The organism is Kitasatospora sp. NPDC033851, from assembly GCF_055576085.1.
In genome coordinates this window covers 242,749-257,344 of sequence record NZ_JBVIRL010000003.1, presented here as the reverse complement: position 1 = coordinate 257,344, position 14,596 = coordinate 242,749, and the positions used below count along the sequence as shown (strand labels likewise).

Here is a 14,596-nt window from a genome sequence, read left to right as displayed (position 1 = left end):
CCCGAGACAGAGTGCTGTCGCTCCGACAGGTCTGACACCTTAGCGACTCGGTCGGACGCCATCGGTCCCGAGTCCCGGGGGATGTGTGGAGAGACGGTCAGGGGTGCGGTCGGCGGCGGGCGGCGCGCAGGTAGACGACCGCCGTGCCGGCGTACACCGCGGCGACCCCGACGACCACCGGGACCGAGCGGCCGGACAGCGGCAGCACCAGTGCGGTGACCATGGCGGCGGCCACGAAGGCGACGTTGAACAGCACGTCGTAGATGGCGAAGACCCGGCCGCGGTACTCGTCCTCGACCGACTCCTGCACCACGGTGTCGGCGCAGATCTTGGTGCCCTGGGTGACCACTCCGAGCAGCAGGGCGGCGATCAGGCACGGCACCAGCGTGAAGCCCAGGCCGAGCGCCGGGACGAAGACCACCGGGGCGACCAGGCAGGCCGTCATCCAGCCGGTCAGCCCGAGCTTGCGGGTGCACCAGGGGCTGACCACCGCGGCGACGAAGAACCCGGCGGCGGAGAGGCCGACCGCCTGGCCGAGGGTGACCAGGCCGGCCGCACTGTCGGCCGGGTCGTTGAAGGTGTAGCGGGCGAGCATCACCACGACCACGATCAGCACGCCGTAGCAGAACCGGGCCGCGGTGACGGCGGCCAGCGCGTGCACGGCGGGGCGGCAGTCCCGCACCAGGTGGCGGACGGCGGCGCCGAGTTCGACGGTGGCCCGCACCAGCGCCTGGCCGAGTGCCGGGCGGTCGGCGTGCTGCTCCGGGCCGAGCAGGTCGCGGTCCATCCGCCGGGCGGCCAGCGCGGCCGACAGGTAGAGCAGCGAGGCGACCGTGACCAGTGCGGCGTCCGCGGTGGGACCCGGGGTCATCACCTGGTGCAGCAGGAAGCCGATGCCCCCGCCGCAGGCGGCGGCGACCGTCCCGAGCGTGGGGGAGAGCGCGTTGGCGGTGACCAGTCGGTCCTGCTCCACCACCCGGGGCAGGGCGGCGGACAGGCCGGCCAGGATGAACCGGTTGAGCGCGGTGACGAGCAGGGCCGACGCGAAGAACAGCTGGGTCGGTGCCTTGGCCAGGAGCAGCGCGCCGGTGCCCAGGCCCAGCCCGAAGCGGGCCAGGTTGCCGAAGTACAGCACCTGGCGGCGGCGCCAGCGGTCCAGCAGCACCCCGGCGAACGGGCCGATCACCGAGAACGGCAGCAGCATCACGGCCAGCACCGAGGCGATGTCGGCGGGGGAGGACTGCTTCTCGGGGGAGAAGACCACGTAGGCGGCGAGCGAGACCTGGAAGACGCCGTCGGAGAGCTGGGAGAGCACCCGGGCGGTCAGCAGCCGCCGGAAGTCGTGGCCCCGGAGCAGATCGACGAGCGTGGCGCGGTGCGCGGACTGGTGGGTGCTGCCGTTCTCGGTGATCGCCACCCGCCCAGAGTGCCATGGAACCGGTTGCTGTTTCACGTGAAACATTGGCCGGAAAATGGTGAAGAGCCCACGATCCGGTGATCGTGGGCTCTTCGGAGCGGCTACGCGCGGCTAGGGGCCGTCAGCTCAGCGCTCGACCTCACCGCGGATGAACTTCTCGACGTTGTCGCGGGCCTCGTCGTCGAAGTACTGGACCGGCGGGGACTTCATGAAGTACGAGGAGGCCGACAGGATCGGGCCGCCGATGCCGCGATCCTTGGCGATCTTGGCGGCGCGCACGGCGTCGATGATGACACCGGCGGAGTTCGGGGAGTCCCAGACCTCGAGCTTGTACTCCAGGTTCAGCGGGACGTCACCGAACGCGCGACCCTCCAGGCGGACGTAGGCCCACTTGCGGTCGTCCAGCCAGGCCACGTAGTCCGAGGGACCGATGTGGACGTTGTTGGAGCCCAGCTCGCGGTCGCGGATCTGCGAGGTGACGGCCTGGGTCTTGGAGACCTTCTTGGACTCCAGGCGCTCGCGCTCGAGCATGTTCTTGAAGTCCATGTTGCCGCCGACGTTCAGCTGCATGGTGCGCTCGAGGAGAACACCGCGGTCCTCGAACAGCTTGGCCATCACGCGGTGCGTGATGGTGGCGCCGACCTGGGACTTGATGTCGTCACCGACGATCGGCACGCCGGCCTCGGTGAACTTGTCCGCCCACTCCTTGGTGCCCGCGATGAACACCGGGAGGGCGTTCACGAAGGCGACCTTGGCGTCGATGGCGCACTGGGCGTAGAACTTGGCGGCGTTCTCGGAGCCCACCGGCAGGTAGCAGACCAGGACGTCGACCTGCTGGTCCTTGAGGATCCGGACGACGTCGGCCGGGGCCTCGTCGGACTCCTCGATGGTCTCCCGGTAGTACTTACCCAGGCCGTCGAGGGTGTGGCCGCGCTGGACGGTGACGCCGGTCGGCGGCACGTCGCAGATCTTGATGGTGTTGTTCTCGCTGTTGCCGATGGCGTCGGCCAGGTCGAAGCCGACCTTCTTGGCGTCGACGTCGAAGGCCGCGACGAACTCCACGTCACGGACGTGGTAGTCACCGAACTGGACGTGCATCAGCCCGGGGACCTTGCCGGCCGGGTCGGCGTCCTTGTAGTACTCGACACCCTGCACCAGCGACGCGGCGCAGTTGCCCACGCCAACGATGGCTACGCGAACCGAACCCATTTCCGGTTGCTCCCTGTGATCTCATGAGGACCGCCGGAACCGGCGGAACTCGTCCTGCTTCTTCGATGACTGCTTGTAAGGGCGCGAGGCGCCCACTCCTGCCGCGCGGCACAGGGCTGGCGCGGTGTCAGCGCTCCTGGGCGGAGCGCCCCGGGCGGTCGTACGGTGGCCCGGACGGGTCCGAGGACCCGGTCTCCTGGCCACGGCCGTCCGAAGTCTTGGGGGGTACGGCGGTGGAGTCGCCGCCGGTGGCGGGACCGGTCCGGCCGGTGCGGTTGGACCGCTCGGTCTCGATCAGCTCGTTGAGCCAGCGGACCTCGCGCTCCACCGACTCCAGTCCGTGCCGCTGGAGTTCGACGGTGTAGTCGTCGAACCGCTCGCGGGCACGGGCGAGCGAGTTGCGCATCCGCTCCAGGCGCTCCTCCAGCCGGCTGCGGCGTCCCTCCAGGACGCGCATCCGGACGGCCCGGTCGGTCTGGCCGAAGAACGCGAAGTGGACGCCGAAGTGCTCGTCCTCCCAGGCGTCCGGGCCGGAGTCGGCGAGCAGCTCCTCGAAGCGCTGCTTCCCCTCGGCGGAGAGCCGGTAGACGATCTTGGACCGCTTGCCGTTGAGCGCGGTGGCCGGGACGTACTCGACGTCCGGGTTGTCCTCGACCAGGAAGCCCTGGGCGACCAGGCTCTTCAGGCAGGGGTAGAGCGTTCCGTAGGAGAGTGCCCGGAACGTACCGAGCAGGATGTTGAGCCGCTTGCGCAGCTCGTAGCCGTGCATCGGGGCGTCATGGAGCAGGCCGAGAACGGCGAACTCCAGCACTCCTGAGCGCCTGCCCACTGCCGTGGTCCTCCTCCCTCTCGGCCCTCGTCCGGCCGCTGCATCCGGCGGTATTCCGCTTCGATGTATCGGCTCGATATATCGAGAACAGTAAACCCGACCCCCGGAACGGGCAAGGGGGGCACGCGTGAATGTGATCACAAGCCGACGCGCGGGTGAGGTTGGCAACGGCCGTGTAATGATCTGTCGCCGTTTTGCGGTTATTGGCGACTGATGCCCGATTAGTTGTATTTCTGTGCTGCGTACGCTGTCGCGTGTGCACGAAGACCACCTCCGGGGTTAGGGCGGTTTGCGGGCATCGGACGTGAACCCCTGCCTTCAGGCTGGAGACGCCTGGCGAGGAGTGGCTGGAAGATGAGCGAACGACGGCGAAGGACGCCCGACCCGGGCGGTGACGGGCAGCAGCCCCCGGGAGGCGGCGGCCGTCGGGGAGGGCCGGGTCCCGACGAGTTGAACTCGGACGGGATCGGGCGCCGGCGCCCGCCGGGCGTTCGGGAGACCGCCCGGCAGCCCCGGATGACCCGTGCGGAGATGCGCAAGGCCGGGCAGAAGAAGGACAAGGGGGGCGGCCGGAGCGGTGCCGCCGCGGCTTCCGGGCCCGGCAAGAAGCGCTTCATCGACTACCCGCGGTTCGGCAAGACCGGGGTCCGGCGCTGGCTGCCGTCCTGGAAGCAGTGGCTGAGCGGCTTCCTGCTCGTCTTCGGCTGCTTCGTGGGCCTGGTGTTCTACCTGTACCAGACCACCGAGGTCCCGGAGCTGAACAAGCTGGTGCAGGGCCAGAACACGATCTACTACTGGTCCGACGGCTCCGAGATGACCCGCAAGGGCCAGACGAACCGTCAGATCGTCGAGCTCTCCGACATCAGCCCCAACCTGCAGAACGCCGTGATCGCGGCGGAGAACCAGGACTTCCGCACCGACAGCGGCATCGACCCCAAGGGCATGCTCCGCGCCGTCTACAACATGGCGAAGGGAGGTGAGACCCAGGGCGCCTCGACCATCACCCAGCAGTACGTGAAGAACGCCTACCTGAGCCAGGAGCAGACCCTCAGCCGCAAGGTGAAGGAGTTCTTCATCACGCTGAAGATCAACCAGCAGAAGGGGAAGCCCGAGATCCTCAAGGGCTACCTGAACACCAGCTGGTTCGGTCGCGGCGCGAACGGGGCCCAGGCCGCCGCCCAGGCTTACTACGGGGTGGACGCCAAGGACCTCAACCTCTGTCAGAGCGCCATGCTGGCGGGCCTGCTCAAGGGCGCGGCGTACTACGACCCCACCAACCCGGCCAACAAGGACCGGGCCCAGGGGCGTTGGTCCTGGATCCTCGACAACATGGTGAAGACCAAGGCCGTCACCGCCGAGGAGCGGGCCAAGTGCAGTGCCTTCCCGGATCCGATCCCGCTGAAGCCCAGCTCCAACATGAACGGTGAGATCAGCTACCTGGTCGACACCGCCAACAAGTACGTCATGAACAACGACAAGACGATCACCCAGCAGGTGATCGACAAGGGCGGCCTGAAGATCTACACGACCTTCGAGAAGGACAAGGTCGACGCCCTGAAGAAGGCCGTGGACGACGTCAAGGCGGAGAACCTCAACCCGCAGAAGCGCCCGGACAACGACACCAACATCCAGTTCGGCTCCGCCAGCATCCGCCCCAGCGACGGCGCGATCATCGCCCTCTACGGCGGTGACGGCGTGGAGAACGGACACTTCGACAACAACGCCGACGCCTCCGGCGTCCAGGTCGGCTCGACCTTCAAGCCCTTCGTGCTGGCCACCGCGATGCAGGTCGGCGTGCAGACCGCGAAGGGCGACGACGGCAAGCCGAAGCGGATCAACGCCGACAGCCGCTACCTGGCCGACGACATGTCCGAGATCCGCAAGCCGGACGGCTCGCTGGTGATCGGCGACGACGGCAAGCCGTACCACCAGAAGAACGAGGACGCCAGCAAGCACGGCTACGTCTCGCTGCGGCAGGCCATGCAGTACTCGTACAACGTGCCCTTCGTCCAGCTCAACCAGGACGTCGGCGGCCAGAACGTGGCCGACATCGCGGTGCAGATGGGTGTCAAGAAGGAGAGCCTCGCGGACCCGAAGACCGCGACCTTCCCGCTCGGCACCTCCACCATCAGCCCGATCCGGATGGCTACCGCCTACGGCACCCTGGCGGCCAGCGGCAAGGAGTCCGAGCCGTACTCGGTCACCAAGGTCGAGCTGAACGGCGTGGATCGCCCGGGCTTCGGCAAGAAGGACGCCAAGGTCGCGCTGGAGCCGACGGTCGCTGACAACGTCACCGACGTGCTGGTGAACGTGGCGGCGAAGGGTACCGGTACCAAGACCAAGGACCTGGGCCGCCCGGTCGCGGGCAAGACCGGTACCACCGACCAGAACAAGTCGGCCTGGTGGGTCGGCTACACCCCGCAGCTGGTGACCAGCGTCGCGATGTGGCGCGAGGACCCGAACAAGCACGAGCGGCAGTCGCTCAACGGCACCGGCGGCAAGGAGTCCATCCACGGTGGTGACATCCCGACCGATGTCTTCACCCGGTACATGAAGGTCGCGCTGGCCAACGAGAAGAAGCTGGACTTCCCGACCCCGCAGCCGGTCGGCACCGAGGTCGACTCCTCCGGTGCGCCGTCCACGGCCACGCCCGTGCCGACGCCGACCATGAGCGACAGCCCGGCGGCCCCGACGCAGACCCAGCCGCCGGCGCAGCCCACCCAGCCCCTGCCGCCGCAGCCCACCCTGAACTGCGTGCCGGGCGTGGACTGCCCCGGCGACCCGCAGCCGACCGCGACGAAGACCAAGACCCCGCACCCGACCAACAGCTGCCTCCCGGTGATCGGCTGCCCGACGCAGCAGCCGACGCCCACCGACAGCTCCACACCGGGTGGCGGCGGCAAGCCGACCGGCAAGCCGACGCCGACGTCCACCGGCGCCCCGCCCGTCGGGGGGTAGCACCCCCGACGTGAAGCGCCGACGGCGGTGGCGGTCCTCCTCGGAGGGCCGCCACCGCCGTTTTCGTCGGGTTTCGCGGACCCGGCCGCCCGCGGACCTCCGCAGACCGTTGCGGGGTCCTCCTCGTCCCGGCGCGGATGGTGCGGCAGGATGTCCGGCATGACGTCGAGCGATCGTGACGAAACCGCCGGACCGGCCGGGCCCGGCGCCGCCGCAGGGCCCACCCCGGCAGCCGTCGCCACGGCCGCGCCGCTGCCCGACACCGTGGTCGTTCCGGCCGACGAGGACCCGGTGGCGGCGGCCGGCAGCGAGGTGATCGGCGGGCCGCCCGGGCGCCGGGCACTGCTCGGTGTCTCCTGGTGGATCCCGGCGCGCTTCCTGGCGCTCGCGGTGATCGTGGTCTCGGTGCTCGGCATGGCGCAGAAGCTGCCCTGCTACGAGCAGGCCTGGTTCCAGCCGGGCTCGCCGCAGTACATCCACTCCTGCTACAGCGACATCCCGCACCTGTTCTCCGGACGCGGCTTCGCGGCCGGACTGCACCCGTACGTGGACCGCATCCCGGGCTCGTCGGGGGACCTGCAGTACCTCGAGTACCCGGTGCTGACCGGCCTGTTCATGCAGGTCGCGGCCTGGCTGACGCCCGGCGGGGGCAACCAGCAGAGCCAGGAGCAGTGGTTCTGGGCGATCAACGCCGGGCTGCTGATGGCCTGCGCGGTGGTCGCGGCCGTGGCGCTCACCCGCACCCACCGCCGCCGCCCCTGGGACGCGCTGCTGTTCGCGCTCGCGCCCGTCCTGCTGCTCAACGGCACGGTCAACTGGGACCTGCTCGCGGTCGCCCTGGCCGCCGTGGCGATGGCCTGGTGGGCCCGCTCCCGGCCGGGCTGGGCCGGCGTCTTCATCGGCCTGGCCACCGCCGCCAAGCTCTACCCGGTGCTGCTGATCGGCCCGCTGCTGGTGCTCTGCTGGCGGGCCGGCAAGTGGCGCGAGTTCCGGGTGATGCTCGGCGGCGCGGTGGGCTCCTGGCTGCTGGTCAACCTGCCGATCATGCTCGCCAACTGGCAGGGCTGGTCGACCTTCTACGTGTTCAGCAAGCACCGCGGCGAGGACTACGGCTCGTTCTGGCTGATCCTGATGCAGACCCGCGGCGTCGGGCTGGCCGACCTCGACCTCTACATCGGTGTGCTGATGGTGCTGGGCTGCCTGGCCCTGGCGCGGCTCGGCCTCTCGGCGCCGCGCCGCCCGCGCTTCGCGCAGCTGGCCTTCCTGGTCGTCGCACTGTTCGTGCTGGTCAACAAGGTGTACTCGCCGCAGTACGCGCTCTGGCTGCTGCCGCTCGCGGCGCTGGCCCGGCCGCGCTGGCGGGACTTCCTGGTCTGGCAGGCCTGCGAGGTGCTCTACACCCTGGGCATCTGGTCCCACCTGGGCTTCGTCACGGGGCCCAAGCAGCACGGGATCGGCGAGGCCTGGTACCACTTCGCGATCGCGCTGCACCTGATCGGCACGCTCTACCTGGTCGCCCTCGTCGTCCGCGACGTCCTCTACCCGGACCGCGACCCGGTCCGCTGGGACGGCAGCGACGACCCCTCCGGCGGGGTGCTCGACCACGCCCCGGACGTGTTCGTGCTGGGCACCGCCCGGCGGCTGCGCGAGGAGGAGACCTACGCCGCGTACGCGCCGGCCGGCCCCGAGCAGTGGCTCGGTGAGCCGGAACTGTCGGAGCCGGCCGAGAAGCCGTGACCCGTCCCGCTGCTAGCGGTCCACCACGCGGTCGAAGTGCGTGGTGGTGTGACGGACCTGGAGACCGAGCTCCTCGCCGATCGCGGGGGCCCCGGTCTCGCCGTCCAGGAACAGCAGCGAGACCTGCATGTGCGGCGGCTCGGCGAACCAGAGCTGCTTGCCGGCCCAGTGGAACGGCGACTTGGTCTTGTTGACCGTCGCCAGACCGGCCCGGGCGATGCCCTTGGCCCGCGAGGCCATGCTCTGCACGTACTTGGGCGCCTCCAGGCCGATGCCGTGCGCGGTGCCGCCGGCGACCACCAGGATGTGGCCGTCGGCGGGCGCCGGGTGCTGGCGGTAGCCGTAGCGGTCGCCCTTCTTCACCGGGGTGACGTCCAGGACGGTGGCCCGGACCTCCAACGCGGCGTGGTCGCCCAGCCAGAGCCGGGTGCCGATCCGGGCCCGGAAGACGGTCTCCGGGTAGCGCTGGGCGAGCTGCTCCATGCCGGCCGCGCCGAGGTGGCTGACGAACACGGTGTGGACCGGGATGCCGGCCGCACGGGCGGTGTCCACCCAGTACGCGACCTCCTCGACCGGGCTGGAGCCGTCCGGCCGGTCCATCGGCAGGTGCAGCGCCAGGCCCTCGAAGCTGACGCCCTCGAGCTCGGCGGCGACGGTGCTCAGGTCGGCGGCGCTCACACCGTGGCGGCGCATGGTGGTCATGCACTCCAGCACCACCCGGGTGCCGTGCAGCGTCCGCAGGGCGTCCACGCCCGCGACCGTGCGGATCACCCGGGCGTGCGGCATCGGGAGGACCTCCTCGCCGACCCGGTACGGGGTGAGCACCAGCAGCTCGCCGCCGTACCACTCGGCGGCGTCGGCCGCCTCGTACGCGGTACCGACGGCGAGCACACCGGTGCCCAGCAGCGTCGCCTCCTCGGCCAGCCGGTGGTTGCCCAGGCCGTAGCCGTTCCCCTTGGCGACCGGCACCAGGCCGGGGAACTCGGCGAGGACGGAGCGCTGGTGGGTGCGCCAGCGTTCGGTGTCGAGGTAGAGCGACAGCGTCATCGGGTCAGCCTCCTCAGCGGCGGGACATGTAGAGGTCGAGGGCCTTGTGCAGCAGCTTGTTGAGCGGGAAGTCCCACTCGCCGAGGTACTCGGCAGCCTGGCCGCCGGTGCCGACCTTGAACTGGATCAGGCCGAACAGGTGGTCGTTCTCGTCCAGGGTGTCACTGATGCCGCGCAGGTCGTACACACCGCCGCCGAGGGCGTAGGAGTCGCGCATCATCCGCCACTGGATGGCGTTGGACGGCTTGACCTCGCGCTTGTGGTTGGCCGAGGCGCCGTAGGAGTACCAGACGTGCTCACCGACCACGAGCATCGTGGTGGCGGCCAGCGGCTCGCCCTCGTGGTAGGCGATGTAGAGCCGCATGCGGTTCGGGTCCTCGGCGGTGAGGGCCTTCCACATCCGCTGGAAGTAGGACAGCGGGCGCGGGGTGAAGCGGTCGCGCTCGGCGGTGACCAGGTAGAGCTGGTGGAAGATCGGCAGCTCGTCGTAGCCGCCCTGGAACACCTCGACGCCGCTCTTCTCGGCCTTCTTGATGTTGCGGCGCCAGAGCTGGTTGAAGTTCTTGTGGATGTCGTCCAGCGAGCGGTTGGCCAGCGGCACCTGGAAGACGTAGCGCGGCTGGACGTCGCCGAAGCCGGCGCCGCCGTCCTCGCCCTGCAGCCAGCCGGCCTTGCGCAGCCGGTCGGCCACCTCGAAGGCGCGCGCCTCGTACCAGTCGGCCTCGACGTCGCGCAGGCGCTTGGCCTGCTTGGCGGCGATGGCCTCCTTGATGGTGGGGGCGTTCCAGCGGCGGATGACCACCGGCGGGCCCATCTTCACCGAGAACGCGCCCTGCGACTTCAGGTGCGCCAGCATCGGGGAGAGCCAGCGGTCGAGGTCGCGGTCGAACCAGTCGATGACCGGGCCCTCGGGCAGGTAGGCGAGGTAGCGCTTGAGCTTCGGCAGCTGGCGGTAGAGGACCAGGCCGGCGCCGACGAGCTGGTCGGCGTCGTCGAACCAGCCGATCGACTCGGACCGCCACTCGGCCTTGACGTCGCCCCACGACGGCACCTGCATGTGGCTGGCCGAGGCGCGGCTCCTGATGAAGGCGAGGTGCTCCTCGCGGGTGATCGTCCTCAGGCGCAGGCTCATTGCTCGGTGCTCCTCGTCGGTCGGGCTGCGGTGGGCCCCGGGTTCTCGGGCTGACCCTACCGTCCGGGGCCCTCGGTGCCCCCGTCGCGGCGGGCACGACGGCGCCCCCGTCGGGTACCTGTCCTCTTGCAGATACGCGGCGGGGGCGCCGAGGGTTCCGGAGGGGCCGGGGCGGTCCGGCCCCGGAGGCGGCGGCTCAGCCCCAGAGGCCGCCCCGGGCGATGCCGAGGTAGAAGCCGACCGCGGAGGCGCCGAGCGTGATCATCAGGACGAAGCGCTCGGCGGTGGTGACCGAGACGAACATCCCCCAGAGCCCCGTGATGATGCCGGCCAGGCCGGTCCACGAGGTCATCAGATGCAGGTTGTGGAAGAACGAGGTGGTGAAGGCGATGACGCCCAGGACGGCGGTGAGCGCCACCAGGGTGTTCTCGCGGGGGTGCGGGTGGCCGTCGGTGTTCAGCGTGAGCGCGGGCATGCGGTGGACGGACTGGGCCATGAGTCCCACCTCCTGGCGTGGAGACGAACGGGCAGGAATCCCGTTCCGTCCAGATTGCGGCGGTTGGGTCGGTCTCACAACCCCTATGCGTTTTGTTCGGCCGTCCGGGTGCGGGTAGGCTGTGCCGTCTGCACTGGTGTAGTTGTGCCCCCTTGCGCCCTCTTTCGGGCGACACCCCTCCGGGGTGGACGGGGGCCGATTGTCGGACCCGGCCGCTACGGTGGGCCGGAGTCGTCACCGCGCCGGTGCCGACGCTACGCACAACCCTCCTGCCACGGAGAGACCGTGGCCGCTGAGTCCAAAGGAGGTGGGTTACTCATGCGTCACTACGAGCTGATGGTCATCCTCGACCCCTCGGTCGAGGAGCGCGCTGTCGCCCCCCTGATCGAGAACTTCCTCACTGTCGTCCGCAACGGCGGCGGCAAGGTGGAGAAGGTCGACACCTGGGGTCGTCGCCGTCTGGCTTACGAGATCAACAAGCAGTCCGAGGGCATCTACTCGGTCATCGACCTCAAGGCCACGCCTGAGGTCGTCAAGGAGCTCGACCGCCAGATGGGCCTGAGCGAGTCGGTTCTGCGGACCAAGGTCCTGCGCCCGGACACCCACTGAGCCACCTCTGAGGCCTTCGGGTCTCGGGTAGCTCGCGTCCGCTGTTTCACGTGAAACAGCGGTGAACGGACATCTTCCCGAGAGGTCATCACCACCATGGCAGGCGAGACCGTCATCACCCTCGTCGGCAATCTCGTCGACGACCCCGAGCTGCGCTTCACCCCGTCGGGTGCGGCGGTCGCGAAGTTCCGCATCGCGTCCACCCCCCGCACCTTCGACCGTCAGACGAACGAGTGGAAGGACGGCGAGAGCCTCTTCCTCACGTGCAACGTCTGGCGGCAGCCGGCGGAGAACGTGGCCGAGTCGCTGCAGCGCGGCATGCGCGTCATCGTGCAGGGCCGACTGCGCCAGCGGTCTTACGAGACCAAGGAAGGCGAGAAGCGGACGGTCTTCGAGGTCGAGGTCGACGAAGTCGGCCCGAGCCTGCGCTCGGCGACCGCCAAGGTCACCCGGGCCAACCGCTCCGGCGGTCCTGGCGGCCCCGGTGGCGGCTTCGGCGGCCAGCAGGGCGGCGGCCAGGGCGGTGGCAACTGGGGCGGCGGTGGCGGCCAGCAGGGCGGCAACTGGGGTGGTAACTCCGGTGGCCAGTCCGGCCCCTCCGAGGACCCCTGGGCCTCCAGCGCCCCGTCCGGTGGAAACCAGGGCGGCAGCTGGGGCGCCCCGTCCGGCGGTGGCGGCGGCTTCTCGGAAGAGCCCCCGTTCTAAGAGCTGACAGATTTCGTGCGGCCCGGCCGCAGGCGTCCCCGGACGCCGGCCGGGCCGTGAACCCCAAATGGAGCACACAATGGCGAAGCCGCCTGCTCGCAAGCCGAAGAAGAAGGTTTGCGTCTTCTGCAAGGACAAGGTCAACTACGTTGACTACAAGGACACGAACCTGCTGCGGAAGTACATCTCCGACCGCGGAAAGATCCGTGCCCGCCGGGTCACCGGCAACTGCACCCAGCACCAGCGTGACGTCGCCACGGCCGTGAAGAACAGCCGTGAGATGGCGCTGCTGCCCTACACCAGCACCGCGCGCTAAGAGAGGGTGACCAAGTAATGAAGATCATCCTCACGCACGAGGTGCCGGGTCTCGGCTCCGCCGGCGAGGTCGTCGAGGTCAAGGACGGCTACGCCCGCAACTACCTGGTCCCGCGTGGCTTCGCCATCCGCTGGACCAAGGGCGGCCAGAAGGACGTCGACGCCATCCGTCGCGCCCGCAAGATCCACGCGATCCAGACCCTCGAGGCCGCCAACGAGGTCAAGGGCAAGCTGGAGGGCGTCCAGGTCAAGCTGGCCGTCCGTTCGGGTGAGGCCGGCCGTCTGTTCGGCTCGGTGACCCAGGCCGACGTCGTCGAGGCCATCAAGGCCGCCGGCGGCCCGGCTGTGGACAAGCGCGCTGTCGCGATCGCCTCGCCGATCAAGACCGTGGGCACCCACAAGATCTCGGTCAAGCTGCACTCCGACGTCCAGGCCAACCTGGACATCGCGGTCGTCGCTGCCTGAGTTCCCCCCGCAGTGGCCTGAGGGCCGGACTCCTCCGGGAGTCCGGCCCTCGGTCGTTCCCGGGCGCGCGGGCTACCCGCGCACGGCCCCGGTGACCAGCCACTTGCCGCCACGGGCGCGCCAGACCAGGAAGGCGGCGCGGACCAGCATGAACAGGTTCATCGCCCACCAGAGCCCAGCCAGCCCGGCGCCGTTGGCCGGGACGGCGAAGGCCGCCGGGGCGAACACCGCCAGGGTCGCGAGCGCCGCCCAGGCCAGGTACGGGCCGTCCCCGGCTCCCATCAGCACCCCGTCCAGCACGAAGACCAGGCCGGCGACCGGCTGGCTCAGCGCCAGCAGCAGCAGGGCGGTGTCCAGCTGCGCCCGGACGGCCGGATCGGGCGTGAACAGCGGGACGTACAGCGGGCGGGCGGCGACCACCAGCAGGCCGAGCACCACCCCGGAACCGACGCCCCACTCGACCATCCGCCGGGTGGCGGCCCTGGCACCCGGGACGTCCGAGGCGCCCAGGTAGCGGCCGATGATGGCCTGGCCGGCGATCGCGATGGCGTCCAGCGCGAACGCCAGGAAGCTGAACAGCGTCATGGTGATCTGGTGCGCGGCCACCTGGTCGTCGCCCAGCCGGGCGGCCACCGCGGTCGCGATCATCAGCACCGCGCGCAGGCTGATCGTCCGGACCAGCAGCGGGCCGCCGGCCTTGGCGCAGGCCTGGATGCCCGTCGCGTCCGGCCGCAGTGAGGCCCGCTCCCGGCGGGCGCCGCGGACCACCACGACCAGGTAGACGGCGGCCATCGCGGTCTGCGCGAGCACGGTGCCCCAGGCCGAACCGGCCACCCCGAGGCCGGCGCCGTACACCAGACCGACGTTCAGGCCGATGTTGGCGGTGAAGCCCGCGACGGCCACCAGCAGGGGCGTCCGGGTGTCCTGGAGTCCGCGCAGCACGCCGGTGGCGGCCAGCACCATGAGCATCGCCGGGATGCCCAGGGAGCTGATCCGCAGATACGTCACTGCGTAGGGCGCGGCGGTCGGCGAGGCACCCAGGACGTCGGCCACCCAGGGAGCCGCCAGCACGGTCAGCAGGACCACCGGGACGGCCAGGCCGAGGGCGAGCCAGATGCCGTCGATGCCCTGCTGCACGGCGCCCCGGCGGTCCCCGGCCCCGATCCGGCGGGCGACTGCCGCGGTGGTGGCGTAGGCGAGGAAGACGAACACGCCGGTCGCGGTGGTGAGCGCGGCGGAGGCGACGCCCACCCCGGCCAGCTGGGGGGTGCCGAGGTGGCCGACGATCGCCGAGTCGGCCATCAGGAAGAGCGGCTCGGCGACCAGTGCGCCGAAGGCCGGGACGGCCAGGGCGAGGATCTCCCGGTCGTGCCGGCGCCGGTCGGGGGCCGACGATGTGTCGTTGGGCGGCGAGGCGGTCATGGGCTCCAGGCTACTCATCCACAGGTAATTGATGACAGTGGGTCGTGACCATTACTCGAAGTCCTGAGCGACGCTGTTCGCACGCTCCGTGCCCACAGCCGTTCGGAGGTGTGTGAAGAATTTCTCATGCACAGGCCTCGGAAGGGGTAATCCCAGGTCAGCAAGTTGACGGTGGATCGATCGTCTGGTTATCCACAGGGACGTCCACAGGGGTGTCCACAGCTTTGCGGCAGTTCTCCACAGGTCGGGGCCGCT

At 70.0% G+C, this 14,596-nt stretch carries 13 protein-coding genes; 6 read left to right on the top strand and 7 right to left on the bottom strand.

Features of this window, described 5'->3' with window-relative positions; genetic code table 11:
- Positions 1 to 97: 97 nt before the first annotated feature.
- The 3 genes from ACZ51D_RS07945 to ACZ51D_RS07935 all read right to left on the bottom strand — a co-directional run bounded on the left by ACZ51D_RS07945 (position 98) and on the right by ACZ51D_RS07935 (position 3,455).
- Positions 98 to 1,417, bottom strand: a complete 1,320-nt coding sequence (locus ACZ51D_RS07945) for an MFS transporter (protein ID WP_465615421.1) — start codon at positions 1,415 to 1,417, stop codon at positions 98 to 100.
- A 126-nt stretch (positions 1,418 to 1,543) separates the two neighbouring features.
- Positions 1,544 to 2,626 carry an inositol-3-phosphate synthase gene (locus tag ACZ51D_RS07940; RefSeq protein WP_360502482.1) on the bottom strand — a complete coding sequence of 361 codons (1,083 nt, stop codon included), beginning with the start codon at positions 2,624 to 2,626 and terminating at the stop codon, positions 1,544 to 1,546.
- A 127-nt stretch (positions 2,627 to 2,753) separates the two neighbouring features.
- Complete coding sequence (locus ACZ51D_RS07935; protein ID WP_360502480.1) at positions 2,754 to 3,455, bottom strand: PadR family transcriptional regulator; 702 nt, start codon at positions 3,453 to 3,455, stop codon at positions 2,754 to 2,756.
- A 516-nt stretch (positions 3,456 to 3,971) separates the two neighbouring features.
- Between ACZ51D_RS07935 and ACZ51D_RS07930 the strand changes: the two genes are divergently transcribed.
- Positions 3,972 to 6,413, top strand: coding sequence for a transglycosylase domain-containing protein (locus tag ACZ51D_RS07930; RefSeq protein ID WP_465615418.1), 2,442 nt, complete (start codon positions 3,972 to 3,974; stop codon positions 6,411 to 6,413).
- A 159-nt stretch (positions 6,414 to 6,572) separates the two neighbouring features.
- A complete protein-coding gene (locus ACZ51D_RS07925; protein WP_465615416.1) occupies positions 6,573 to 8,150 on the top strand; it encodes a glycosyltransferase family 87 protein in 1,578 nt (525 codons plus the stop codon).
- 12 nt (positions 8,151 to 8,162) lie between these two features.
- On the opposite strand, the gene ACZ51D_RS07920 is transcribed toward ACZ51D_RS07925, so the two are convergent.
- The 3 genes from ACZ51D_RS07920 to ACZ51D_RS07910 all read right to left on the bottom strand — a co-directional run bounded on the left by ACZ51D_RS07920 (position 8,163) and on the right by ACZ51D_RS07910 (position 10,825).
- Positions 8,163 to 9,197 (bottom strand): alanine racemase, encoded by a 1,035-nt coding sequence (locus tag ACZ51D_RS07920; RefSeq protein WP_360502474.1) that lies wholly within the window; start codon positions 9,195 to 9,197, stop codon positions 8,163 to 8,165.
- Between the two features lie 13 nt (positions 9,198 to 9,210).
- A complete protein-coding gene (locus tag ACZ51D_RS07915; protein WP_360502471.1) occupies positions 9,211 to 10,329 on the bottom strand; it encodes a lipid II:glycine glycyltransferase FemX in 1,119 nt (372 codons plus the stop codon).
- Between the two features lie 196 nt (positions 10,330 to 10,525).
- Positions 10,526 to 10,825, bottom strand: a complete 300-nt coding sequence (locus ACZ51D_RS07910) for a hypothetical protein (protein ID WP_360502469.1) — start codon at positions 10,823 to 10,825, stop codon at positions 10,526 to 10,528.
- Between the two features lie 318 nt (positions 10,826 to 11,143).
- On the opposite strand from ACZ51D_RS07910, the gene rpsF reads away from it, so the two are divergent.
- The 4 genes from rpsF to rplI all read left to right on the top strand — a co-directional run bounded on the left by rpsF (position 11,144) and on the right by rplI (position 12,919).
- Complete coding sequence (gene rpsF, locus ACZ51D_RS07905; RefSeq protein WP_360502466.1) at positions 11,144 to 11,434, top strand: 30S ribosomal protein S6; 291 nt, start codon at positions 11,144 to 11,146, stop codon at positions 11,432 to 11,434.
- Positions 11,435 to 11,530: 96 nt separating this feature from the next.
- Positions 11,531 to 12,139: a single-stranded DNA-binding protein gene (locus ACZ51D_RS07900; protein ID WP_360502464.1), complete on the top strand. Its 609-nt coding sequence runs from the start codon at positions 11,531 to 11,533 to the stop codon at positions 12,137 to 12,139.
- A 79-nt stretch (positions 12,140 to 12,218) separates the two neighbouring features.
- Positions 12,219 to 12,455, top strand: a complete 237-nt coding sequence (rpsR, locus tag ACZ51D_RS07895; RefSeq protein WP_030059640.1) for a 30S ribosomal protein S18 — start codon at positions 12,219 to 12,221, stop codon at positions 12,453 to 12,455.
- 17 nt (positions 12,456 to 12,472) lie between these two features.
- A complete protein-coding gene (rplI, locus tag ACZ51D_RS07890) occupies positions 12,473 to 12,919 on the top strand; it encodes a 50S ribosomal protein L9 (protein ID WP_360502462.1) in 447 nt (148 codons plus the stop codon).
- A gap of 72 nt (positions 12,920 to 12,991) precedes the next feature.
- On the opposite strand, the gene ACZ51D_RS07885 is transcribed toward rplI, so the two are convergent.
- Positions 12,992 to 14,341 carry an MATE family efflux transporter gene (locus ACZ51D_RS07885; protein WP_465661581.1) on the bottom strand — a complete coding sequence of 450 codons (1,350 nt, stop codon included), beginning with the start codon at positions 14,339 to 14,341 and terminating at the stop codon, positions 12,992 to 12,994.
- Positions 14,342 to 14,596 lie beyond the last annotated feature (255 nt).

Coding starts and splice junctions, on each gene's coding strand:
- ACZ51D_RS07925 (WP_465615416.1), top strand. CDS start 6,573: ATGACGTCGAGCGATCGTGACGAAACCGCCGGACCGGCCGGGCCCGGC.
- ACZ51D_RS07920 (WP_360502474.1), bottom strand. CDS start 9,197: ATGACGCTGTCGCTCTACCTCGACACCGAACGCTGGCGCACCCACCAG.
- ACZ51D_RS07900 (WP_360502464.1), top strand. CDS start 11,531: ATGGCAGGCGAGACCGTCATCACCCTCGTCGGCAATCTCGTCGACGAC.
- rpsF (WP_360502466.1), top strand. CDS start 11,144: ATGCGTCACTACGAGCTGATGGTCATCCTCGACCCCTCGGTCGAGGAG.
- ACZ51D_RS07885 (WP_465661581.1), bottom strand. CDS start 14,341: ATGACCGCCTCGCCGCCCAACGACACATCGTCGGCCCCCGACCGGCGC.
- rplI (WP_360502462.1), top strand. CDS start 12,473: ATGAAGATCATCCTCACGCACGAGGTGCCGGGTCTCGGCTCCGCCGGC.
- ACZ51D_RS07915 (WP_360502471.1), bottom strand. CDS start 10,329: ATGAGCCTGCGCCTGAGGACGATCACCCGCGAGGAGCACCTCGCCTTC.
- ACZ51D_RS07910 (WP_360502469.1), bottom strand. CDS start 10,825: ATGGCCCAGTCCGTCCACCGCATGCCCGCGCTCACGCTGAACACCGAC.
- rpsR (WP_030059640.1), top strand. CDS start 12,219: ATGGCGAAGCCGCCTGCTCGCAAGCCGAAGAAGAAGGTTTGCGTCTTC.
- ACZ51D_RS07940 (WP_360502482.1), bottom strand. CDS start 2,626: ATGGGTTCGGTTCGCGTAGCCATCGTTGGCGTGGGCAACTGCGCCGCG.
- ACZ51D_RS07930 (WP_465615418.1), top strand. CDS start 3,972: ATGACCCGTGCGGAGATGCGCAAGGCCGGGCAGAAGAAGGACAAGGGG.